23 protein-coding genes are annotated in these 22756 nt (G+C 48.5%); 16 read left to right on the top strand and 7 right to left on the bottom strand.

What is annotated here, in order from left to right; genetic code table 11:
• The first annotated feature begins 72 nt into the window (after positions 1-72).
• The 7 genes from Q7V32_RS04240 to Q7V32_RS04210 all read left to right on the top strand — a co-directional run bounded on the left by Q7V32_RS04240 (position 73) and on the right by Q7V32_RS04210 (position 6086).
• Entirely contained in the window at positions 73-327 is a 255-nt protein-coding gene (locus Q7V32_RS04240; RefSeq protein WP_304895734.1) for a hypothetical protein, read from the top strand.
• 1 nt (position 328) lies between these two features.
• Entirely contained in the window at positions 329-718 is a 390-nt protein-coding gene (locus Q7V32_RS04235; protein WP_304895733.1) for an AAA family ATPase, read from the top strand.
• Between the two features lie 244 nt (positions 719-962).
• Positions 963-1334 carry a hypothetical protein gene (locus Q7V32_RS04230; protein WP_304895732.1) on the top strand — a complete coding sequence of 124 codons (372 nt, stop codon included), beginning with the start codon at positions 963-965 and terminating at the stop codon, positions 1332-1334.
• 33 nt (positions 1335-1367) lie between these two features.
• On the top strand, positions 1368-1610 hold the full coding sequence (locus tag Q7V32_RS04225) for a type II toxin-antitoxin system HicB family antitoxin (protein ID WP_304895731.1): 243 nt from the start codon (positions 1368-1370) through the stop codon (positions 1608-1610).
• A complete protein-coding gene (locus Q7V32_RS04220) occupies positions 1603-1824 on the top strand; it encodes a type II toxin-antitoxin system HicA family toxin (RefSeq protein ID WP_304895730.1) in 222 nt (73 codons plus the stop codon). Before Q7V32_RS04225 ends, Q7V32_RS04220 begins: the two co-directional genes overlap by 8 nt.
• A 636-nt stretch (positions 1825-2460) precedes the next feature.
• Complete coding sequence (locus Q7V32_RS04215; protein WP_304895729.1) at positions 2461-4869, top strand: phosphoketolase; 2409 nt, start codon at positions 2461-2463, stop codon at positions 4867-4869.
• A 29-nt stretch (positions 4870-4898) separates the two neighbouring features.
• Positions 4899-6086, top strand: coding sequence for an acetate/propionate family kinase (locus tag Q7V32_RS04210; RefSeq protein WP_304895728.1), 1188 nt, complete (start codon positions 4899-4901; stop codon positions 6084-6086).
• Positions 6087-6378: 292 nt separating this feature from the next.
• Here Q7V32_RS04210 and Q7V32_RS04205 read toward each other — a convergent pair whose 3' ends face one another.
• Positions 6379-7533 carry an IS630 family transposase gene (locus tag Q7V32_RS04205; protein WP_304895727.1) on the bottom strand — a complete coding sequence of 385 codons (1155 nt, stop codon included), beginning with the start codon at positions 7531-7533 and terminating at the stop codon, positions 6379-6381.
• A gap of 32 nt (positions 7534-7565) precedes the next feature.
• Here Q7V32_RS04205 and Q7V32_RS04200 point away from each other — a divergent pair, with 32 nt between their 5' ends.
• Positions 7566-7841 carry a DUF2442 domain-containing protein gene (locus tag Q7V32_RS04200; RefSeq protein ID WP_304895726.1) on the top strand — a complete coding sequence of 92 codons (276 nt, stop codon included), beginning with the start codon at positions 7566-7568 and terminating at the stop codon, positions 7839-7841.
• Between the two features lie 138 nt (positions 7842-7979).
• Here the strand turns inward: Q7V32_RS04200 and fdhF are convergent, their stop codons facing one another.
• Together fdhF and Q7V32_RS04190 are read right to left on the bottom strand one after the other, a co-directional pair.
• Entirely contained in the window at positions 7980-10754 is a 2775-nt protein-coding gene (fdhF, locus tag Q7V32_RS04195) for a formate dehydrogenase subunit alpha (protein WP_304895725.1), read from the bottom strand.
• 30 nt (positions 10755-10784) lie between these two features.
• Positions 10785-12476: an NAD(P)H-dependent oxidoreductase subunit E gene (locus Q7V32_RS04190; RefSeq protein ID WP_304895724.1), complete on the bottom strand. Its 1692-nt coding sequence runs from the start codon at positions 12474-12476 to the stop codon at positions 10785-10787.
• 294 nt (positions 12477-12770) lie between these two features.
• Between Q7V32_RS04190 and Q7V32_RS04185 the strand changes: the two genes are divergently transcribed.
• The 3 genes from Q7V32_RS04185 (at position 12771) to Q7V32_RS04175 (ending at position 15745) form a co-directional block, all read left to right on the top strand.
• Complete coding sequence (locus tag Q7V32_RS04185; protein WP_370690722.1) at positions 12771-13652, top strand: LysR substrate-binding domain-containing protein; 882 nt, start codon at positions 12771-12773, stop codon at positions 13650-13652.
• Between the two features lie 270 nt (positions 13653-13922).
• Complete coding sequence (locus Q7V32_RS04180; protein WP_370690840.1) at positions 13923-14837, top strand: quinoprotein relay system zinc metallohydrolase 2; 915 nt, start codon at positions 13923-13925, stop codon at positions 14835-14837.
• A 71-nt stretch (positions 14838-14908) separates the two neighbouring features.
• Positions 14909-15745: a quinoprotein dehydrogenase-associated SoxYZ-like carrier gene (locus Q7V32_RS04175; RefSeq protein ID WP_304895722.1), complete on the top strand. Its 837-nt coding sequence runs from the start codon at positions 14909-14911 to the stop codon at positions 15743-15745.
• A 48-nt stretch (positions 15746-15793) separates the two neighbouring features.
• Here Q7V32_RS04175 and Q7V32_RS04170 read toward each other — a convergent pair whose 3' ends face one another.
• Positions 15794-16213, bottom strand: a complete 420-nt coding sequence (locus Q7V32_RS04170) for a hypothetical protein (protein WP_304895721.1) — start codon at positions 16211-16213, stop codon at positions 15794-15796.
• 250 nt (positions 16214-16463) lie between these two features.
• Positions 16464-16919 (bottom strand): DUF302 domain-containing protein, encoded by a 456-nt coding sequence (locus Q7V32_RS04165; protein ID WP_304895792.1) that lies wholly within the window; start codon positions 16917-16919, stop codon positions 16464-16466.
• A gap of 41 nt (positions 16920-16960) precedes the next feature.
• Here Q7V32_RS04165 and mobA point away from each other — a divergent pair, with 41 nt between their 5' ends.
• Positions 16961-17557 (top strand): molybdenum cofactor guanylyltransferase MobA, encoded by a 597-nt coding sequence (mobA, locus tag Q7V32_RS04160; RefSeq protein ID WP_304895720.1) that lies wholly within the window; start codon positions 16961-16963, stop codon positions 17555-17557.
• Complete coding sequence (locus Q7V32_RS04155; RefSeq protein ID WP_304895719.1) at positions 17550-18371, top strand: formate dehydrogenase accessory sulfurtransferase FdhD; 822 nt, start codon at positions 17550-17552, stop codon at positions 18369-18371. The genes mobA and Q7V32_RS04155 overlap by 8 nt, the downstream gene beginning before the upstream one ends.
• On the opposite strand, the gene Q7V32_RS04150 is transcribed toward Q7V32_RS04155, so the two are convergent.
• Both Q7V32_RS04150 and htpX read right to left on the bottom strand, forming a co-directional pair.
• Positions 18368-18598 (bottom strand): DUF2835 domain-containing protein, encoded by a 231-nt coding sequence (locus Q7V32_RS04150; RefSeq protein WP_159657322.1) that lies wholly within the window; start codon positions 18596-18598, stop codon positions 18368-18370. The two genes, Q7V32_RS04155 and Q7V32_RS04150, sit on opposite strands and share 4 nt — an antisense overlap.
• Positions 18599-18800: 202 nt before the next feature.
• A complete protein-coding gene (htpX, locus tag Q7V32_RS04145) occupies positions 18801-19676 on the bottom strand; it encodes a protease HtpX (RefSeq protein ID WP_304895718.1) in 876 nt (291 codons plus the stop codon).
• A 113-nt stretch (positions 19677-19789) separates the two neighbouring features.
• On the opposite strand from htpX, the gene Q7V32_RS04140 reads away from it, so the two are divergent.
• Genes Q7V32_RS04140 through Q7V32_RS04130 form a run of 3 tightly spaced genes read left to right on the top strand, consistent with a single transcriptional unit; the run spans position 19790 to position 22635 of the window.
• The gene (locus Q7V32_RS04140) at positions 19790-20896 is read left to right on the top strand and encodes a sorbosone dehydrogenase family protein (RefSeq protein ID WP_304895717.1); all 1107 of its coding nucleotides are present in this window, start codon (positions 19790-19792) and stop codon (positions 20894-20896) included.
• A gap of 6 nt (positions 20897-20902) precedes the next feature.
• Positions 20903-21505, top strand: coding sequence for an NUDIX domain-containing protein (locus tag Q7V32_RS04135; RefSeq protein WP_304895716.1), 603 nt, complete (start codon positions 20903-20905; stop codon positions 21503-21505).
• 50 nt (positions 21506-21555) lie between these two features.
• Positions 21556-22635 carry a PAS domain-containing protein gene (locus Q7V32_RS04130; protein WP_304895715.1) on the top strand — a complete coding sequence of 360 codons (1080 nt, stop codon included), beginning with the start codon at positions 21556-21558 and terminating at the stop codon, positions 22633-22635.
• Positions 22636-22756 lie beyond the last annotated feature (121 nt).

Here is a 22756-nt window from a genome sequence, read left to right as displayed (position 1 = left end):
TTATCTGAACGTTTATGTATTGCTGCCATTTCAACTTTTACAGGCATCGCCACAGAACCAAACGAGGAGCCCATGAAAGCCCCACCAACCGAACTCATCGCCCCAATCCGCCTGAGCCAAACCCCAGACATCAAAGCCCAGGCCCCGTTGGCAAACCTGCTAACCCGACACAATGGCGAAATGAGCGCCAAGGATTTGTGGCAACGCTACGGCGGCGAGATTGATGCGTTTTACGCGCAACTCAAAACCGAAGTGGCGCATGGCTGGATTCAAGAACCCGAAGTCGCCGAAATGCGGCAAGTCACCGCCGAGCGCGCGGAGGCCTGAGATGCAATTGCGCTACCTGGCGATCCCCAATTTTCGCAATTTGCGCGATATGGCGATTGAATTTTCAAGCCAGTTCGAGCCGTTGCCGCAAGCGTGCGATCAAACCGGCAAACCGATCCGTAGCCATGCCTTAATCGGCCAAAACGGCACCGGCAAATCCAATTTGATCGAGGCGCTGATTACCTTATTTCGCGACATCGATCTGGACCGCGATGCCTCCTTCGACTACACGCTGGAATATGCGATTCGCGGCCACATCGTGCGTATTCAGGCGGATACTGCCAAACAAAAGCGCCCCTTCGTCTGGGTGGACGGCGACAAGGTATCGCAGGACTATCTGATCAAGAATGATCCTGCGGATAAAACCGATTTTCGAATTAACTTTCTTTAAGATCAATCACTTTAACCGGTTATTCCTCTAAAGGTTGCTTTGACAGTCAATTCTCATGCCGTTTTGCTATATTGCAAAACTTATCCCCCCGTTGCTCTTTGATCCGCGACTTCAGACTTAGGCATTTCCCGTTTTGTTGCTGGCAGACCTATCTGATTGGAAGAGTTCGGACTCGGCATATCTGGTGGCGTCGATGGTGGAGGATTGTTTGCATTTTTAGCGATTGAATTGCCGGACCGTGCCGATGGCGATTGAAGCTGCCGGTCATTCGGTAATAAATTGCAATAGACCGGCAAGCTTCCATTATTACCGCATCGAATTGCCCCTTGCTCTGCAGTTTGTCATCAAACCCACAAAATCGATCAGAGCCAGAAGTTGCCATAAAAAGTTCCAAAATCACGAACCCCAAGCAACTGACGAAATGGACACCATCGGACACGCTGTTGAACGGCTTTTGAAATTGAGACCGAGCAAGAAAAAGAAGTTAGTCAATTCAATAAAGTCGATGTTTCAATTCCAGAGTGGCATTTCAGAGGCGGATATCGACACTTTTATCCATGAGCTTCAAAAGCGTAAGCACATAAAAATTGAGCAAAATCGTATCAGTTATTTATAATCGATTAAGCTTGATCATTGAGGCAAGTTATCCTTGTCTTTAACCCCCGCATCATTAACGGACAAACCCATGGAACTCTCAGCAGTTTTAACGCCAAGCCCCGAAGGGGGATATATCGCCTTCAATCCAGAAACCGGCACAACTACACAAGGTGAAACCGTTGAAGAGGCTTTGAGTAATTTGCGTGAAGCGACCGAGCTTTATCTCGAAGAATTCCCTCTTACCATCGTCGGGCGGCCTCTGCTGACCTCATTCCAAGTGCCGGAACGTGCCTAAATTGCCGGTTGTTTCGGGAGCAGAGGCTGTAAAGGTTTTGCAGCGTCTGGGATTCGTGGTTGCACGGCAGCGCGGTAGCCATATCGTGATGCGGCGCGGTTCCTCGGGTTGCGTCGTGCCAAACCACGTTGAACTAAAAGCTGGTACGCTGAGCGGAGTTCTGAAACAAGCCGGCATTTCCGTCGATGAATTCGTTGAGGCGCTGTATGCTTAGCCTTGCGCCCAGCCGACTTCGCTAACGCTACGCGGCTGAACTTCACATTAGCACTTCAGAATGGCAGCATCAAAATATGACAACACAGGAGATTTTGATTGCGCGATTTTAATAACGACGGTGATAAAATGTCCACGGCGATTTCAATGTCACCGACAACTCCCACAACGGACATGAACTTTTAATTCACTGCACCATCGAAATGCTTTTGCAAGAGTGGCCATTTAAAAAAAACTTAGGGTCAAGTCAAAATCTTAGGGTCACCCAATTAGCAAAACCCCAACACTCTTTAAAGCCATGGCGGATTGCCTGTTGGCGAATCTGCCTTACCGGGTTCTGATTTCATATAAACCACGAAAGTAGCATTAGCACGGAGAGCGTAGCTCAGCAATCGACGTGATCAGCGGTTGAAGCTTTCATCGATGTTCGTTTGCGGACGGACAACGCCTGTTTTTTAACGTGAAATTCAGATAAGGATAAAGTAGACTTCGATCGTCAGAAAAATGTAGTTTGTCGTGCAAGATAGAGTGCTGCCCCCTTTATATTAATGCGAAGCATAAAATAAGTATTCTAAAACCAAATGCTTGAAATAATTTTAGGCTAATTAAATTTACTATCAATCAGTGGAGAAAACGTATGACTACTTGGGAACATGCTCATCTTTCACAGTCGGGTTCCGGGCCGCTTGATCAGGAAGCATTAAGAAAAATTCATGCCTGGTGGTGTGCTTGTAACTATTTATCTGTGGGCATGATTTATTTGAAGGACAACCCCCTTCTTAAAGAGCCGTTGACTGTTGAGCATATCAAGCACCGTCTGCTGGGCCATTGGGGTGCGAGCCCTGCGCTCTCATTTACCTGGGCTCATCTCAATCGTCTGATTAAAGAACAGGACCTTGATGTTATTTTTATCGCGGGTCCGGGTCATGGTGCGCCGGGCGTATTGGGTCCGAGCTACCTTGAAGAAACTTATTCCGAAGTTTACCCGGATAAAAGCCTGGATGAAGAAGGATTGCGCAAATTTTTTAAGCAATTTTCTTTTCCCGGACACATCGGTTCGCATGTAACGCCCGAAACACCGGGTTCGATTCATGAAGGCGGCGAGCTGGGCTATAGCTTGTCGCATGCTTATGGTGCCGCATTTGATAATCCTGACTTGATCGTCGCCTGCGTCGTCGGCGATGGCGAAGCGGAGACCGGGCCTCTGGCTACCGCCTGGCATTCCAATAAATTTTTAAATCCACAACGGGACGGGGCCGTTCTGCCTATATTGAATTTGAACGGCTACAAAATCGCCAATCCGACAATTTTGGCGCGAATCAGTCATCAGGAACTGGAAGCGCTTTTTATGGGTTACGGCTATCGTCCTTATTTTGTTGAAGGCGATGATCCTGCGGATATGCATCAGAAGATGGCCGCGACTTTAAATACGGTGATTGGTGAAATCAAAGCCATTCAACATAGCGCCCGTTCCGGAGAAAAGACGACACTGGAGCGCCCCTTTTGGCCCATGATTGTATTACGTTCCCCTAAAGGATGGTCTGGCCCTAAAACGGTCAAAGGTCATAAAGCGGAAGGCTCGTGGCGCTCTCATCAGGTTCCGTTTTCCGATGTGCGGGAAAATCCGGAATCGTTAAAGTTGCTGGAAGACTGGCTGTTGAGCTATGAACCGGCTAAGTTGTTTGATGGGCAAGGGCGCTTGGTAGAGGACCTGCGCTCCTTGGCACCGCAGGGCACACGAAGGATGAGCGCCAATCTTCACGCCAATGGCGGCATGCTGCGAAAAGAACTTAAAATGCCCGATTTTCGTCAGTATGCTGTCGAAGTCAAAAAAGCGGGGGGTGCGGAATATGAAAACACCAAGCCGCTGGGAGAGTTTTTACGGGATACCTTAAGTCTGAATGCGGCTAATTTTCGAGTCTTCGGCCCGGACGAAACAGCGTCAAACCGTTTGCAGGCGGTATTTGAAGCGTCTAAAAAATGCTGGATGGCCGATTATCTGCCGGAAGATGCGGACGGGGGCGAATTAAGCCAGGATGGCCGCGTGATGGAAATGCTGTCCGAGCATACCCTGATCGGCTGGATGGAAGGCTATTTACTCTCCGGGCGCCATGGGTTTTTTCATACCTACGAAGCGTTTGCCCATGTCATTGATTCAATGATCAATCAGCATGCGAAATGGCTGGCCATTTCCAATCTGGTTGCCTGGCGGGCTTCGGTTGCATCCGAGAATATTTTACTGTCATCGACAGTCTGGCGTCAGGATCACAACGGCTTTTCGCATCAGGATCCTGGTTTTATCGATCTGTTAACCAATAAGAGTCCGCAGGTCACGCGTATTTATCTGCCGCCGGATGCCAACACACTGCTGGTCGTAGCCGATCACTGCTTGCGTTCCACCGACAAAATCAACGTCATCGTTGCTGATAAACAAAAACATCTGCAATTTACGACCATTGACGAAGCCGTCGTGCATTGCGCCAAAGGCATCGGGATTTGGTCCAAAGCCAGTAATGATCAGGGTGAAGTGCCTGATGTGGTCATGGCGTCGTGCGGTGATGTGGCAACTCAGGAAGCCTTGGCAGCAACGGCGATTTTGCGCGCACATGTTCCCGAACTTAAGCTGCGCTTTGTCAATGTTGTTGATTTGTTTAAATTACAACCCGCGACGGAACATCCGCATGGTTTGTCTCATCGGGAGTTCGACAGTCTTTTTACCACGGATAAACCGGTTATTTTTAATTTCCACGGCTATCCCTGGTTGATTCACAAACTTGCGTACCGCTTTACCAATCATGACAATCTGCATGTGCGGGGTTATAAAGAGCGCGGTAACATCAATACGCCTATGGAACTGGCCATACTGAATCAAATCGACCGTTTCAATCTGGTGATCGATGTCATAGACCGGGTGCCTTGGTTAAGCGCCAAAGCCGCTCATTTGAAAGAACAGATGAAAAATGAAATTATCGATAATCTCAGCTACGCCCATGAACATGGCACCGACAAGAGTGAAATCGCCAATTGGACCTGGCCGTTTGATTGAGGCGGGATTGATCAGATAAGGCGCGAGTCATGCTTCCAAACATTTTGGTCATCAATTCCGGCAGTTCGTCGATAAAGTACGAGCTGCTGGAGATGCCTGAGGGCAGGGTGCTGGTCAAAGGTCTTCTCGAACGCATCGGTTCCGGTGACGCAAGACTGAAGCATTGGGAAACTAATGCTTCAAATCCGACGCATGAAAAGATAAGTCAGGTCAACGCGCCCGATCATCAGGCCGCGTTTGATCTGGTTTTCAAGGCATTAGCTTCAGCTATTGAGTTTGGCGCTATCGCCCATCGGGTTGTTCATGGCGGGTCAAGATTTGCATCTGCCACCCGCGTGACTGATGACGTAATCAAGGCGATCGAAGAGCTCAGCGCCTTTGCTCCGTTACATAATCCTATCAATCTGAACGGCATTGCGATCTGTCACAGGAGGTTCCCCGGAATTCCACAGGTGGCCGTGTTTGATACGGCTTATCATCACACATTACCGCCTCGGGCTTATCGTTACGCGATTCCTGAGCTCTGGTATCAAACCTTCGGTATCCGGCGTTACGGGTTTCACGGTACTTCGCATCATTATGTCGCGCAAAAAGCTGCGGCGTTTTTAGGAAAATCGCTGGCTGAGACATCAGTGATCAGCCTGCATTTGGGCAATGGCGCCAGTGCGGCAGCAATTGCCAAGGGTCAATGTGTCGATACGTCCATGGGCTTCACGCCACTGGAAGGTTTGATGATGGGGGCGCGCAGCGGCGATATTGACCCGGCCATACCCACTTATTTACAAACATTTCACCAAATGGAAGCCTCACGGATTGACTGGCAACTTAATCATGCTTCTGGCTTAACTGCGCTGACCGGAACTAACGACGTTAGAGAGCTCATCATCCGCAGTCAGCAAGGCGAAGCATCAGCAACCCTGGCGCTGGACATGTACTGTTATCGGATAAAAAAATACATCGGCGCTTACTGGGCTGTTATGGGCGGCATCGATGCGCTCATTTTTACCGGCGGCGTGGGCGAAAATGCGGCAATGGTGCGAAGCCTGGTCTGCGACGGTTTAGCGCATTTAGGCCTAATAATTGACGACGCAGCAAATAAAAGCCAAAACGCTGACGTTTGCGACATTGCCCAAACGGGACAAAAAACGCGCATCCTGGTCATCCGAACCCACGAAGAATTGCAGATTGCTCAGGAGACTTGGGCATTATTGAATTAGTATTGTTTTTCTCTTAATCACTTCTAATGTGAATCCAAGAAACCTGATTAGTAATGTTTCAGCCAACTATAAAAGCGCCCGTCATGCCCTTTGGGAAACGGGCATCCAGTGCTATGGATGGTAAGCTTCGAGCTATCCATGTAGTCTGGATTTCGGCAATCCCTGCCGAAATGACGCGGTCGGCTAGAGGAAAAGTGTTAGAGATGAAGCATCTTTATAATCAGGTAATAAAATGTACCCATCTGTATTAGCAGTTTTCCCTAGTAGTTCGTTTCATTAAAATACTTACATACTATACCAGGTCAAGATCGAATTGTTTCCATTTATAAACGACCGGTTGTTCGTTAAATTCGGCAATGCCCTTCAGAATTCGTTCTTTGAGTTCCTTTTTGGAAGTCACTCTGATATGGCGCAGGAAAGAGCGAGCCATTTTGGAGAAGGCTATTTCAATCAGATTCAGCCAGGAGCCATGCTTTGGCGTATGGACATATTCAAAGCGACCGGGCCGCGTCGCCAAATAGGCCATTGTTTCCTTAGAAATATGCGAGCTGTGATTATCGAGGATTACCCGAATAGTCGCATCGATCGGATAGTGCCCATCCAGGCGTTTGAGCAACTGGATGAATTCACAGCTGCGATGACGCTCTTCCACTTCAGCAAATAGATGACCATCATGTAAATCAAGTGCAGCAAGAATACTTAAAGTTCCATGTCGCACGTACTCATAGTCCCGTCCGGTTTCTGCATGATGCCCGGCCACCGGCGGCAAATCCGGTGCCACGGTCGCAATGGCTTGGATCCCGGGCTTTTCATCGACACTGACGGTTATAACCGATCGTCCCGATGCTGATGAGCCACCGACAGTCTTCGTTGACATCGCGTTTTGCAGGGACACTTCCTGATAAACCATCAAGACCTCGCGCATCTTCGCATCAAAATCAGGATCGCGCCGCTCCAGGTAATAGCGGATGCGATGCGGCTTGATTTCGTGCTCATCAAGAATTCGCCAAACCGTGGTCTTGTGTGCCTGAGCAAGGCGCGGAAATCCCGCATTCTCAGCCGCTGCCCCAATAAACTTCGCCAGCTGTGACAAGGACCACAATTCTGCCGCCAAACCATGATCTTTTGGCTTGGTGCACGCTATGCTGACCACCCAGCTCTTTGCGTCGTCGCTAATCTCGGGTGCTTTCGGGCGATGGTACGCGTCACTTAACCCCACGGTTATACCGGCTGCCAAGGCTTTGTCGATGCACTTGTAAATCGTTGGACGACTTACGCCAAGTAAATTCCCGATCTGTGAAATGGGCGTGCCTTCTGCGTAACGGAGCAAAATTCCGGCGCGCTCAACCTTCCGCTTTGCAGCTGTTCTTGAACCTGCTTGAATTAATAACTCCTGCCGTTGCTCTTCCGTAAGCACTAAGGGTGCGCGTTCTGTTTTCCGTGCCATGGCCTAATCTCTATGAAAAAAAGTATCATGACATGTTAAAATTTATTGTAAATGTTTTTGTGAAACGAACTACTAGAGATCATTATTTGCTTGAGATCACCTTTAGTAATGGTGAAAGTGGAATATTGGATATGAAACCCTACCTGGATTTCGGCATTTTTCATCGACTTAAAGATAGCCAATCTTTTGAAAAGGTTTCAGTTGCTTTTGACACTATTGAATGGGAGTCTGGAGCCGATCTTGATCCTGAGTTTGTTTACGAGAAATGCAAAAAAAACTGGCCTAACAATATTTTGAAAGTTCTGTAGGATGCAATGACAACAGGAGCCGCATCGGTCGCGATTGATGCGCTTCGCTATCGCTCAGCACATCCTACATGCTTTTTTATAGTTGCTTCTTAACGTCTTAGCATGGGTTGGTTTACACCAACCCAATCAACTTCAACCTTATTGAATACGCGTGCCTATTTCGCCTCCGGCATAGGCTTTTACAGCGCAGAATTTAAATTCCGGAATTTTTGCGGCAGGGTCCAGCGCCTCGTTGGTGATCAGGTTGGCACTGGCTTCGTTATAACAAAAAGCCATGAACAGACTGCCTTCCTGTATGCCCAGTTCTGACCGGGCATAAGCCGTGATTTTTCCGCGTCTGGATTCGATGGTGATTAAGCCGCCCGGTTCGATATTCATTTTGGCCAGATCATTCGGATGGGCACTGAGAACCGGATCCGGCTCTATTGCATCCAGGGTCGATGAATGACGGGTCATACTGCCGGTATGCCAATGTTCAAGTTGACGTCCGGTGATGAAAATCAAGGGGTACTCATCATCAGGTAATTCATCGGCATGAATAAAGTGTGCGGGTACAAATTTACCTTTGCCTGAGGGCGTTGGAAAACCGTCGGTAAAAATCACAGGCTGGCCCGGGTCGCCTTCTTTTTCCAGCGGATAAGTCAGCGAGTCTTCTTTTTCAAGCCGTTCCCAAGTCATCCCGGCAATGCTGGTCATGGCTTGACGCATTTCATTGAACACATCTTCTGGGCCTTGATAGTTCCAGTTACAACCCAGGCGGTTGGCAATTTCCTGGATGATCCACAGATCCTGGCGCGCATCTCCCGGCGGATTGACGGCCTGACGTCCCATCTGGACTCTACGGTCGGTGTTGGAGAATGTGCCGGTTTTTTCATAGAACGCCGAGGCGGGTAAAATGACATCGGCAAAACCGGCTGTTTCAGTCAAAAAGATATCCTGAACGACCAGATGTTCCAGCGCAGCCAATGCTTCCCGCGCGTGATTCTGATTGGGATCGGACATAGCCGGATTTTCGCCTTCGATATACATACCGTAAAGTTCTTCATCGAGAATGGCATGAATCATTTCAACCGTAGTCAAACCGCGTTTAGGATCAAGCTTGGCATTCCATAATTTTTCATACTTGGCTTGATAGGCGGGATTTTCCACCGATTCATAATCTGGATAGACCATAGGGATCAAGCCCACGTCGGATGCGCCTTGTACGTTGTTTTGGCCGCGTAACGGATGTAATCCGGTACCGGGCCGGCCGATCTGTCCGGTCATCAATGCCAGGGAAATCAAGCAACGGGCGTTATCGGTGCCGTGAATATGCTGGGAAATGCCCATGCCCCACAAAATCATTGACCCCTTTGATGTTGCATAGAGTCTGGCCACTTCTTTGATCATTTCAGCATCGATGCCGCAGATAGGCGCAACATGTTCCGGGCTGTAATTTCTCAAATGCTCTTTCATCAAATAAAACTCTTCCGTGTGTTTTTTGATGTAGTCGTCGTTTTGCAGATTTTCAGCCAGAATCGTATGCATAATGCCGTTCAGTAAGGCAACATCGGTATCCGGACGGAATTGCAGAACGTGAGTCGCATACTTTGAGATGGACGTTTTGATCGGGTCCATCAGAATGATCTTCGCGCCTTTTTTGGCTGCATTCTTCATGAATGTGGCCCCGACCGGATGATTTACCGTCGGATTAGAGCCGATGATAATAATCACTTCGGCTTTGCTGACATCGGCGACCGGATTGGATACTGCGCCCGAACCCAGACATTCCAGCAAGGCAACGACCGAAGAGGCATGGCAAAGGCGGGTGCAATGGTCGACATTGTTTGAGCCGAAACCGATACGTACCAGTTTCTGGAATAAATAAGCTTCTTCGTTACTGCCTTTGGCCGAGCCGAGACCGGCCAGCGCTTTACTGCCTTTTTCCTCGCGAATTTTTTTCAAGCCATTGGCGGCAAAATCCAGCGCCTCTTCCCAGCTGGCTTCACGGAAAACGTCATACAATTGGTCGGGGTCCAAAAGTTCGGCGGTTTTGGCCACGCCTTCTCTTCTAATCAGCGGTTGGGTCAGCCTCAGCGGGTTATGGATATAGTTGAAACCGTAACGGCCTTTGACACAAAGACGCAAATGATTGGTGAAACCATCCCGGCCTTCGGTATAAAGAATTTTGTTGTCCTTGACGTGGTATTTGATCAAGCAACCTACGCCGCAATAGGGGCATGTCGAGTCGACGGTTTTATCGGCGACCTCCAGTCCCACATTGTTAGCGGGCATCAACGCGCCGGTAGGGCAGGCTTGGACACATTCACCGCAGGCCACGCAACTGCTGGCGCCCATAGGGTCAGCGATATCGAACACAATCTCGGAATGGCCGCCGCGGTTCGCATAGCCTATGACATCGTTCATCTGCTCTTCACGGCAGGCTCTCAAACAACGGGTGCACTGTATGCAGGCATCCAGGTTGACCGAAATGGCGGGATGTGAAAAATCGGCCAGAGGTTGTTTCCGGCCTTCAAAACGGGGTGTGCCGACTTCCAGTTTATCGGCCCAATAATCCAGTTCGGAGTTTAGTGTATAAGGTGATTTACCCTGATTAGGCATATCGGATTTCAACAATTCCAATACCATTTTCTGGGACTTGATAGCCCTTTCACTCTCGGCTTTGACTTTCATGCCTTCACTTGGCATGCGGCAGCACGAAGGCGCGAGCACCCGTTCGCCTTCAATTTCCACCACGCAGGCGCGGCAATTCCCGTCAGGGCGAAGGCCATCTTTGTAACAAAGATGCGGTATCTCTTTGCCTTGCCGTTTGGCAGCCTGCAGGATGGTTTCTCCCTGGAAAGCTGAAAATTCGTTGCCGTCCAGTGTGAAATTGACGATGGGTTTGTTCAAAAATTCCGGATTAGCAGCCATGGGTTGACCTCTTTTCAACTAAACAGTGATTCATAATTCGTGCGGGAAATATTTGATGACGCAGCGAAGGGGATTGGGCGCAGCCTGACCCAGGCCACAGATCGATGCATCGACCATGACCGAGGACAATTCCTCCAGCAGGCTGGTATCCCATTGCTCCGATGCCATCAGATGGGCCGCCTTGGTGGTTCCCACCCGGCAAGGAGTGCATTGTCCGCAAGATTCTTCTTCGAAAAACCGCATGGCATTCAAGGCCAGTTTTTTCGCGCTGTCGTGATTGGAAAATATCACCACGGCTGCCGAACCGATAAAACACCCGTAAGGATTCAAGGTGTCGAAGTCCAGAGGGATATCGCCCAACGAAGCGGGCAATATGCCCCCCGATGCCCCGCCTGGAAAGTATCCGTAAAACTCATGTCCTTCCAGCATGCCGCCGCAATATTCATCAATTAATTCACGAACGGTAATACCGGCCGGTGCCAGATGCACGCCCGGCTTGTTAACCCGGCCTGAAACCGAAAATGAGCGTAATCCTTTTCTGTCGTTGCGACCGAATGAAGAAAACCAGTCAGGCCCTTTTTCGACGATATCGCGTACCCAGAACACCGACTCCATGTTGTGTTCCAGTGTGGGACGTCCGAATAAGCCCACTTCCGCGAGGAAAGGCGGTCTTAAACGCGGCATGCCGCGTTTGCCTTCAATGGATTCGACCATTGCGGACTCTTCGCCGCAAATATAGGCACCGGCACCACGGCGTAAATGAATCGGGGGCAAGCGGTATTTTGGCGAAGGCGGGTTATTCTGCAGATTGGCAATTTCGCGGGTCAGAATTTCCCGGCATCCGGCATATTCATCGCGAAGGTAAACATAAATCTCATCGCAGCCCACGGTTAATGCTGCGATCAGCATACCTTCCAGAAAGCGGTGCGGGTCTCTTTCCAGATAAAAACGGTCTTTAAACGTACCGGGTTCGCCTTCATCGATGTTCACGGCCATCATGCGTGGTCCGGCAAATCCTTTGACAATGCGCCATTTTCTTCCGGCCGGAAATCCGGCGCCGCCTAGGCCTCTGAGACCGGAGTCTTCCATCTTCTTGATGATGCTTTCTGCGGAAATATCCCCTTCATGCAGACTTTTCATGGTCTGATAGCCGCCATTCGCTTTGTATTCTTCAAAACTGATATAACTGGCTACGGGCGCTTGAATGGCGTTGTTTGCTACGGCGCCGGACACTTTTTCAGCGTCGGCCTTATCAATGGGGTTTTGACCGACGACGGCGACAGGCGCATGTTGGCAACGGCCTACACAAGGGACTTTCTGGATGCGGGCTTTATCGCTCAAGCCCTGTTCAAGCGCGCTGATCAGTTCGTGGGCGCCTGCCATTTCGCATGAGACCGATTCACAGACTCTGATCGTCAGCGCGGGAGGAGGGGTATGGCCTTCCTTGACAACGTCAAAATGATGATAAAAAGAAGCTACTTCAAAAACTTCAGCCGGCGACAATTTCATCTCACTGGCGAGTGCGACAAGATGCTTGGAGGATATATGATGAAACGTGTCTTGAATTTTATGTAAGTGCTCTATCAGCAGATCCGGGCGGCGGGGCTCGTTTCCCAGCAAGGCTCTGATTTCATCTAATGCGCTTAAGTCCACCGCATGGCCTTTGGGGCCTTTACGTTTCTTTTTAGTGATCTGTTCAGGTGTAATTGTTATGACTGCCACGCGTGTTTCCTCCAAGTAATCCGCCTCTGTCAGCGGGTCTTTCTTATATTATAGGGCTATACAAACTTATCAGCGCTTTTGCGTTGCGTCTACCGCAAATTGCTGGCACTTTAACTTAGCTACTGACTATGTTTCAACTCATTATTTATTCGGATTGACATCATAAATAATGATAGTATCGCCTCACTATCATTGCACCGGCTAAATCGGCAGCTACTTCAAGGGCCTGCAGAGTTTAGGCGGCTACGAAAACCTGTGTTTGAAACTCAATTCGGTCGGCAGAAGGTGGATACTTTGAACCCTAATCATTTGCTCACCTTTGCGGTTGTGGCTCGTTTAAAAAGTATTACACAAGCGGCAGAGTGTCTGCATATCGGACAACCCGCCGTGTCGGGTCAGCTAAAGTTGCTTCAGCAACAGGTTGGCGAGCCGCTTTATGAGCGCAAAGGCCATCAAATTGAACTGACACCTGCCGGCGCAGGGCTTTTGAGTTATGCTCAGAAAATGTCGGACGATCTCAATCAGGCGATTGACTATGTTCGCTGCCTGAAAAAAGTCAATGCCGGCCATTTAAGGTTGGGCTCTACAACAACCATTGCCAGTTACTACTTGCCGCATTTTTTAGTGGAATTTCAGACCTTGCATGCCGGTGTCAGGGTGACCATGAAAACGGCGGATACCGATGAAATTCTGAAACAGCTTCATGAGCTCGATCTGGGGTTTATCGAAGGCCCTGTTGAAAGCGAGGAACTGCCCGGCAACTATGAAGTCATTCCCTGGCAACAAGATGAAATTGTTCTGGTACTGCCGGAAGATCATGTGTTGGCCAGTGTTTATCCGGAATGTGTTCCGCTAAGCGTTTTTGCCGAGTACCCCGTTATTTGGCGAGAGGTGGGATCAGGTGCCAGAAAGGTGGTGGAAAGTGCTTTAAGCCGCGCCGGAGTCGATGTTGAGGTCAATATCGAAGTCACCGGTGTATCAGGCGTTAAAGAGGCCGTCAGAGCGGGTTTAGGTATCGGCTTTGCTTCCTCCCAGGCATTGCGCAATGAACGCAGCGGTCTGGTTGCGCGGCGTGTCAATCCGCCGGAAGGCTTGATCTGGCATTTAAACATCATTGCTCCCAAAGCCATCATTCAGTCCCGGGCGGCCAGTGCATTTCTTCAGTTGTGTAAATAGCCAAGGCTTAATAGTGTCTCAGCAATTCCCAATTTGATGATAAAAAAGGGTAGGCGTAAGCTTTGTGGGGATGTCGGTAGCAGGGATGCTGCCGTCAAGCCCCCATGGATGGTTTTACGGCGTTCCTCGCAAGGCTTACACCTAGCCTCAAAGCAATATAAAAGTTCAAACTGGGATTTGCCGATAGCATCTAGGCAATAACTGGGTTTGAGGTCAGAACTAGATACAATAATTTAAGTTTTTTGCCCCTTTGTTTAACCGGAGAAACACGTGCGAATTTTTTTGATTTTGCTCTGTATGGTTATTGCCATGCCTCTGTATGCTCAGTCTGCATTAAGTATGACCGAAGCTGCTCAGGGTATTTATGTGCATCAGGGCAAGCATGAACTACCTGATACCACCAATCATGGCGCAATTGCGAACATCGGTTTTATCGTCGGTGATCGCTGTGTCGCGGTGATCGATACGGGCGGCAATCCTGATGAAGGGATGGCCTTGAAGCAGTCGATTCAAAAAATCACGTCAAAACCGGTGTGTTATGTCATCAATACGCATGTTCATCCGGATCATATCTACGGCAATATCGCTTTTAAAATGCGGGGAGTACAGTTTATCGGGCATAAGAATCTGGCTCGCGCCATGGCTGCCAGAGCTCAGTTTTACCTGGATAGGGCGGCTGAGCAAATCGCGGTCGATCTGAAACCGGAAAACCTCATTCCGCCCGATAAGGCCGTCAATGGTCATATGAAAATCGATCTGGGCGGACGTGTGCTGGAGTTGACTGCGCATGCGGCCGCGCACACGGACAATGACCTGACGGTTTATGATCCGGCGACTGAAACGCTATGGATGTCGGATTTGTTATTTATAAGGCATTTGCCGGTGATAGACGGCAGTCTTTTGGGATGGCTAAAAGAAATCAAGGCGCTGGAAAAGCGGTCATTTAAGATCGTTATTCCAGGCCATGGCCCTATTGTCAGCGACTGGCCGAAAAGCCTGCAACCTGAAAAACAGTATCTGGAAACGCTGCAGCAAGAAATTCGAGCCCTGATAAAATCAGGGAAATTTATTGAGGAAGCCATTGAAACGGTGGGTTATCAGTTTAAGGATCAATGGCTGTTGTTCGATCAGTTTCATCGCAAAAATGTTACGGCTGCATTTGCTGAGCTGGAGTGGGAAGAGTGAATCAAGGCTTAGGCTATGGCCTGTCAAATGTAAGTAAATTTTCAATTATCCGTCTTAAAGAGAGGCAAACAATGAAAAGAAACCGATTAGGTTGGCTGTTGGGTTGGAGCTTGTTATTGGCCGCGGCTCAAGTAAGCGCTGCTGAAGATGAAAGAAACTGGACGAATGTTCTCAAGGATCAGTATTACCAAGGTAAGGCCATTGTCGAATCCGACTCGGTGATTACCGTGGATGCGCCTTATCGGGCTGAGGATCCGGCACTGGTTCCGTTAAAAATTGTCAGTCAGATGCCGCAAACGAAAGACAAATTCATCAAGAAAATTACCGTGTTTGTCGACAATAACCCCTATCCCTTTGTCGGCGAATTTGAGATGGGTCCAGAAAGCGGCAAAGCTGATCTGGCCATGCGGGTGAGAGTCAATACTTACAGTTTTGTCAGAGTTGTTGCCGAATTAAACGACGGCCAGCTGTTTATGGCAAAAAAATACATTAAAGCCAGTGGCGGCTGTTCTGCGCCTATGGGAGCCGATCTGGATGCGGCGATGAAACGCCTGGGTAAAATGAAGTTCCGTGTTCCGGAGCAAGTGAAAACCGGCGAGGCCAATGAGATTCAACTGTTCATCAGTCACCCGAATATTTCCGGTATGCAAATGGATCAGGTAAGCCGCACGATTAAAAAGTCTCACTTTGTCAGATCGGTCAATGTGACTTTCGACGGTAAACCGGTGCTGACGGCTAAAACGGATATTGCTGTCAGCGCAGATCCCAATTTCAGGTTCTTTTTTGTGCCCGAAAAATCCGGTGTGCTGAAAGCGGAAATTACCGATGCTTCGTGTGAGAGTCCTACCAGTCGGGCAGTCTGCACTTCCGGAAATGCTTATTCGGAGAGTTATCAGATCAATCCTTGATCTTCCGTCGAAAGGGCGATACCGTCAGGCATCGCCCTTAATCAGCTTTTATTTGGCTGGGGCCGGACTCAATTTGGGGTTTTGAATTTGTTTTACAAAACAACTTTTTTCCGCGTACTCTTCGGCCGCTTGTAATTTTGCTTTAAGTTTTTTGGCATGCTCAGGGTCTCGAAATACGCCTCCTGCCTCGCCGGGCGTTGATCTTAAAAAGCCGAAAGTCCGCGCCTGATCGAATTCTTCAAAACTCATTTTTTCAGCGATTTTATCCACTTTACAGCCGCAACCGTATTGAGAGATATACGTCAGTCCGCCTTTTTTGGCAATGCAGCTCAGTGCATAATCAATACGTTCCTGAGTCGGAAAATCATTGATCGCGACCGGTTCTTCATCCGATTTTTCATGTGTGCCAGTACAGCCCACGGTTCCAGCTATCAAGGCTAAACCAAAAAGTAAGTGTCTATATTTCATTAAAAGTTCTCTTGTTCCATTAGTTTAGAGTGTTAAAAAATCCCCGGCCAGTCTGCATAGGCAGAGTTTTCGGTGGTTTTGTATCCCAGGCCGGTCTAGGCCGCTTTTTTATCACGACCGATTGTAAATTAAAAGTTGTAGGGAGGAAGGCGACAGCCGTATCCGCCAATGCTGTTAAAGATGGATGTGCTATCACTTATCCCTACCCATTTACCACCCAGGCTTTCACGGTAAGTCCACAAAATTATTACTATTGTTCAGCAGCGAAATCGACAATTTTCATCAGCGTTTCGTTCATTTTTTCAGAAAATGCATTCAATTCCGGATGGTCCGTATCGGTCGGCATCAGATGCGTTTTGATGATGGTTTTTCCTTCAAATTGGTATACCACAACATTGCACGGCATGTATTTGACCGCATGCGGTGACATTTGCAGCAAGATTTTGGCATGGGTCAGATTGCAGAATTGAATCGTATCATAGTCCGGAAAGTCCGGTGTGCCTCTGTCCCGAATCACTTTGCCGACCCGGCTGTGACCGGTAATTCTGAAATTGTGTTCGGCGATGGCAACTTCCAGCTCAGCTAACACGTCATCATAGGGCTTGTCCGTTTTTGCTTCGTAGTAACGTACAAACTCTCCCTGAGGTTGTGAAGCACAGCTTGCAATTAGTACTAGAGTTGCGAAAATGAGTAGGCGTATCAGCATCATTTCTAACAATTTACAGGGTTGCGACAAAGCTTAACATTATGAACGATCAAACAAAAGTGACGGGAGTGATTCTTGCCGGAGGAATGGCAAGGCGGATGAATCAACAAGATAAAGGCTTGGTGAAATACAAAGGCAGGCCAATGGTTGCTTATGCGATTGAGGCGATGCGAGCAGTTACCGGAAACTTGATGATTAATGCCAATCGTAATGAAGCTGAATACCGGGCTTTCGGTTTTCCGGTCATTGCCGATCAAACGCAGACCTTTGACGGGCCGCTGGCCGGTGTTTTATCAGCGCTGTGTTCAACCGATGGTGATGTGTTGGTGATCATGCCTTGCGATTCTCCGCTTATTCAGCCGCAGCATCTGCAGCGATTATTGACTGAACGCGCTGAGGCGGATGCCGATATTGCGGTCGCCTATGACGGCGAACGCTTGCACCCTGTTTTTCTGGCACTTAAAACCGGTCTTAAAGACAGTCTTGAGCAGTATCTTAACAGCGGTGAACGAAAAATCGACCGCTGGCTTGAGCAACATGCGCTGGTGAAAGTCAATTTCAGTGAACAACCTGAAGTCTTTCAAAATATCAACACCTTGTCGGATTTGGAGCAATTGGAGGCTGAGGTCCATGAATAATAAACCGGAGATCAGTCATGCCGGTCTGGCTTTTTCAAAATCAGTCATAGCCGTTGACGAAAAAGGTGAGGAACGCCTGATAGAACTGGTCGGAGAACGGGCGTTGACCATTTATGTCGACAAACAGGAAATTGTGACATTAATGACGATGGGGACACACCCCGAATTGCTGACGCTGGGCTATCTGAAAAATCAGGGGTTCTTTGAGAATATTGCCGATATAAAAGCGGTTCAAGTCGATTGGGAAACCGAAGCGGTAGCTGTTGCGACTTATCGGGATAACAGTGATTTTTCCGGACAAATGGCGCAACGAACCGTGACGACAGGTTGCGGGCAGGGTACTGTCTTCGGGCGGTTGATGGAAAAATTAAAAATGATACGTGTACAGGACATGGCGATTAAACAATCGACCTTGTACGGTATGCTGGCGTCATTGAAGGAATATAACGAAGTCTACAAAAAAGCGGGTGCGGTGCATGGCTGCGCGCTATGCAGCGGAACGGACATTGATTTTTTTGTCGAAGACGTCGGACGGCATAACGCGGTCGACGCCATTGCAGGATTTATGTGGTTAAACGGCATATCCGGTCAGGATAAAACTTTTTACACGACAGGGCGTTTAACTTCCGAGATGGTGATCAAGGTCACTCAAATGGAGATACCGGTATTGCTGTCACGATCCGGTGCAACTCAGATGGGATTGGAAATGGCCAGACAATCCGGCGTTACACTGATCGCGAGGTCCAAAGGCCGGCATTTTCTGGTCTTGAACGGGGCCGAACATATTGATTTTGATGTCAAGGAGGAGCACTAACGCAGTTTTCTGATCGAAACAAACTGATTGGTTGGCGTTAACTCCATTTCAAAATAGCCTGAGACGCCGTCACGATTCAGATAGCTCTGAATCTTTCCGGCGGGAAACGCGATACGCCGGCCATCGTCGGCCACGACAGAAACTTGCTTGGCAACGCCCTGGTAAACCATAAGGTACTGGTCGTAGCCTAGATTGAGTGAGAATCGAATGATTTGGTTTTGAGCCATGAAAATGAAAGCCGGACAGTTGCCTGTCCGGCCTCAATAGAGTTGATTAAATTTAACTACCCGCCCCTTTGGAATAGAGGATCTAGGTGATTGATTGAAAAGGCTTCTGCAGCACGGATGTTGCAGAGAGCTGCAGGGACGTATTGATGCGTCCTTTGAAATCAAGCACCTAGACCCAATCAACTGGGAGGGGTGAGCACGGTTAACGTTGGTTTTTCAAGGCGGCGATACGCTCTTCCAGCGGCGGATGACTCATAAACAAGCGGCTGATGCCGCCGCCGTGAATCCCGAATGCGGCCAGTTGACCGGGTAATTCTGCGGGTTCATGAGACCGTTGCAAAGCTTGCAGCGCACCGATCATTTTTTGACGGCCGGCTAAATTAGCACCACCGGCATCGGCCCTGAATTCGCGGTAACGCGAGAACCACATGACCAGCATGGACGCGAGAATCGATAATACGATTTGCATAACGATCTGCGTAACATAGTAAGCAGGACCGTAACCCCGCTCGGTTTTGAATACCACACGATCGACAAAATGACCGATGACCGTTGCAAAGAAATACACGAACGTATTGACCACACCTTGCATCAGCGACATGGTAATCATGTCACCATTGGCGACGTGGCTTATTTCGTGTCCCAGTACAGCTTCCACTTCATCCGTGCTCATGCTCTGTAAAAGTCCGGTACTGACTGCGACCAGTGCCGAGTTTTTATTCATACCGGTAGCAAAAGCGTTAGGATCGGGACTCTGAAATATACCGACTTCAGGCATGCCGATACCGGCTGCCTTTGCTTGACGGGCGACAACGTCCAACAGCCAGCGCTCGGTCTGGTTGGAAGGATGTTCGATCACCTGAACGCCCATGCTGGACTTTGCCGACCATTTTGAGATGGCCAGCGAAATAAACGAGCCCGTCATACCGATGACAGCCGACATGATCAGCAGCGCGTTAAGATTTAGATCAATGCCTTGAGCATCCAGCGTCCCGCTGAGTCCCAGGACATTAAAAATGACACTGATGACAACCAGTATCGCTGCGTTAGTAGCCAGGAATAGAATAATTCGCATCATGTGAGTGTCCTATTTATTAGTTGAGTTGAAAACGATATGGGGTCTCAAAATTTTAATTCAATTGATCTGCTCAGTGCTAACATAGTTCAAAGTTTATTGCAGAGGAATGAAAGATGAAATATATCGCTTATCTTGCGTTATTTTTTGGGTTTACCTTAAATGCACAGGCCGAAAGTAAGCAAGACATTCTTAAACAATTACACCTGCCTCCCGGTTTTTCAATTTCATTGTTTGCCGACCATCTGCCTAATGCGCGATCGATGGCTATTGCAGATAATGGCGTCGTTTTTGTCGGTACCCGCCAAAAAGGCGAAGTCTATGCGGTTCAGGATACCAACGGCGACGGCATAGCCGATAAAACCTTTGTAATTGCCAGGCAACTTTACATGCCCAATGGTGTGGCCTACAAGAATGGGACATTGTATGTTGCCGAAGTGAATAGAATTATAAAATTCGAAAACATTCTCGAGCATTTGGACAACCCACCCAAGCCCCGGGTCGTGTATGACAAGTTACCCTCTGATCAACATCACGGCTGGAAATACCTTCGGTTCGGCCCGGATAACAAGTTGTATACGGCTGTCGGAGCCCCTTGTAATATCTGCGAGCCTGACAAGGACATCTATACTTCGCTGGTTCGGTTGAATCCCGACGGCAGTGATTTTGAGATTATTGCGCGAGGCATCCGCAACTCAGTGGGGATAGCTTGGGAGCCCGAAACAAAAGCACTGTTTTTTACCGATAACGGACGAGACCTTTTGGGTGATGATGTGCCGCCCGAAGAACTCAATCAGTGGTCGAACAAAGGCCAGCATTTCGGTTATCCCTATTGCCACGGCGGCATTATTGCCGAAACTGAATTTGGCAAAAACAAAAGCTGCAAAGACTTTGTTGCGCCTGCCTGGACTTTCAAAGCGCACATGGCTCCGTTAGGATTACATTTTTATCATGGCAAACAGTTTCCTGACAGCTTTAAAAATCAATTATTCGTCGCACAACACGGTTCGTGGAACCGCTCGAAACCTCATGGTTACCGGGTGGTACTGGTCAAATTCGAGCAAGGTAAGCCGGTGTCCGATGCCGCTTTTATCTCGGGTTGGCTGACTGGATCCGGAAAAGTATTAGGCCGTCCTGTTGATGTTCTGGAAATGCAGGATGGAAGTCTCCTGATTTCGGACGATCATCTGGGCGTTATCTACAAAGTTACTTACACCCCCTAGTCGTCAATGGATAAAGCATTTGAAATTCTGAATACCGAGGTGGTTTACCAGGGATTTTTCAGGCTGGAAAAATACCGGTTGAAACATGTTTTATTTGCAGGCGGCTGGAGCGGGGAACTGGATCGAGAGTTGTTCAGACGCGGCAACTGCGTGGCCGTGTTGTTATACGATCCTGATCGTGATGCGGTGGTGTTGATAGAACAATTCCGCGTGGGTGCCATTTTGCGGCCCGAGCCGGCCTGGTTGTTGGAAATCGTGGCCGGAGCCATAGAAGAAGGCGAGACGCCTGAAGAAGTGGCTTATCGAGAATCTCGTGAGGAAGCTGGCTGCGATATTAAAGACATGATTCTGATCAAGGAGTTTTATACCACCCCCGGCGGGTCGTCTGAGTGGATCAGTCTGTTCTGTGGGCGGGTTGATAGCCGGGAAATCGAAGGCATACACGGCTTGGATCATGAGCAGGAAGATATCCTGGTTCGGACGGTAAGTTTTGACGAAGCTTATGCGCTTATGGATCAGGGGGAAATCAATTCAGGTATTCCGATTATCGCTATCCAGTGGCTGGCACTGAACCGGCAAAAACTCCGAAAACAATGGCTTGGTGGATGAGTTATTCAAGCTGACATTCATCGCTTATTGGCAATGGCGGTATCGAACACATGATGATGAAAACTAGCATTGATTTTTTTGGGATAAATAATTTTACTCCTCACGGATATTGCTTAAGCTGGGACTCAACACTGCTATTGCTTCATGTTATGTCCGGCGCGGTTACAGCCTTCTCTTACTTCATGATTCCGCTGGTTATTTTCACCTTTATAAAGCAACGCAAAGACATTCCTTACAGCAATGTGTTTTTGATGTTTTGTGCCTTTATTGTTGCTTGTGGCATGACGCATGTCATTTCCATCATGACCATTTGGATGCCCGTGTATTGGTTAGACGGATGGCTTAAAGCGCTAACCGCCATTCTTTCATTAATGACGTTATGTGTTGTGTTTCGAGTCGTTCCGCAAGCACTCCAGTTACCAAACACGGTGGCCGTATTACGAAATGAAATCCAGGAAAGAGAAAAAGCAGAACATGCAAAAAATCTCGCATTAACGGCATTACAAGCCAGTGAGGAAAGGCTTCGATTGGTTTTGGAAGGCGCGGAGGTGGGGTTTTGGGACTGGGATATTGAAACCGATAATGTGGAAAGAAATGAAATATGGGCAACAATGCTGGGTTACAGCCATGAGGACATAAGCCAGACGAGTCATCAATGGGCTGAACTCATTCATCCTGATGATAAAGAAAAAGTATGGCAGTCTGTAACGGATACGCTTGAAGGACGTTCATTGGTGCATAAAATTGAACACCGTATGTACCATAAAGATGGCGGCATCAAATGGGTACTAGATCACGGCAGGGTGATGCAGTTCGATGCCAACGGCAAAGCCAGGCGGATGAGCGGTACACAAACTGATATTACTGAGCGAAAGCACGCTGAGGAGGCTTTGCTGAGAAGCCGTCATGATCTTAATCATGCACAGGCAGTCGCTCATATCGGCAGCTGGCGAATGGATATTTGTAAAAACAGTTTGTCGTGGTCTGATGAAACGTATCGAATTTTTGGTCTGCCCCCAGGTACGCCCTTAACTTACCAGACGTTTCTCGATATTGTCCATCCCGCAGATCGAGCCTTTGTCGATGCGGCTTGGCAAGATGCTCTGACCGGTCAGCAATTCTCAATTTAAAACCATAGCTTGTATAATGTTTAATTTTTGCAACCTGCACGGAAGCTTATGGCCAGTCCCTTTCATCCCTCAACGAAACCGGCACCCTTTACAGCGCGCTCATTGATTGACAAAACCCGCG

It is taken from the genome of Methylicorpusculum sp. (genome assembly GCF_030651835.1).
Taxonomy (GTDB): Bacteria; Pseudomonadota; Gammaproteobacteria; order Methylococcales; family Methylomonadaceae; genus Methylicorpusculum.
This window is presented reverse-complemented; position numbering and strand designations above follow the sequence as displayed.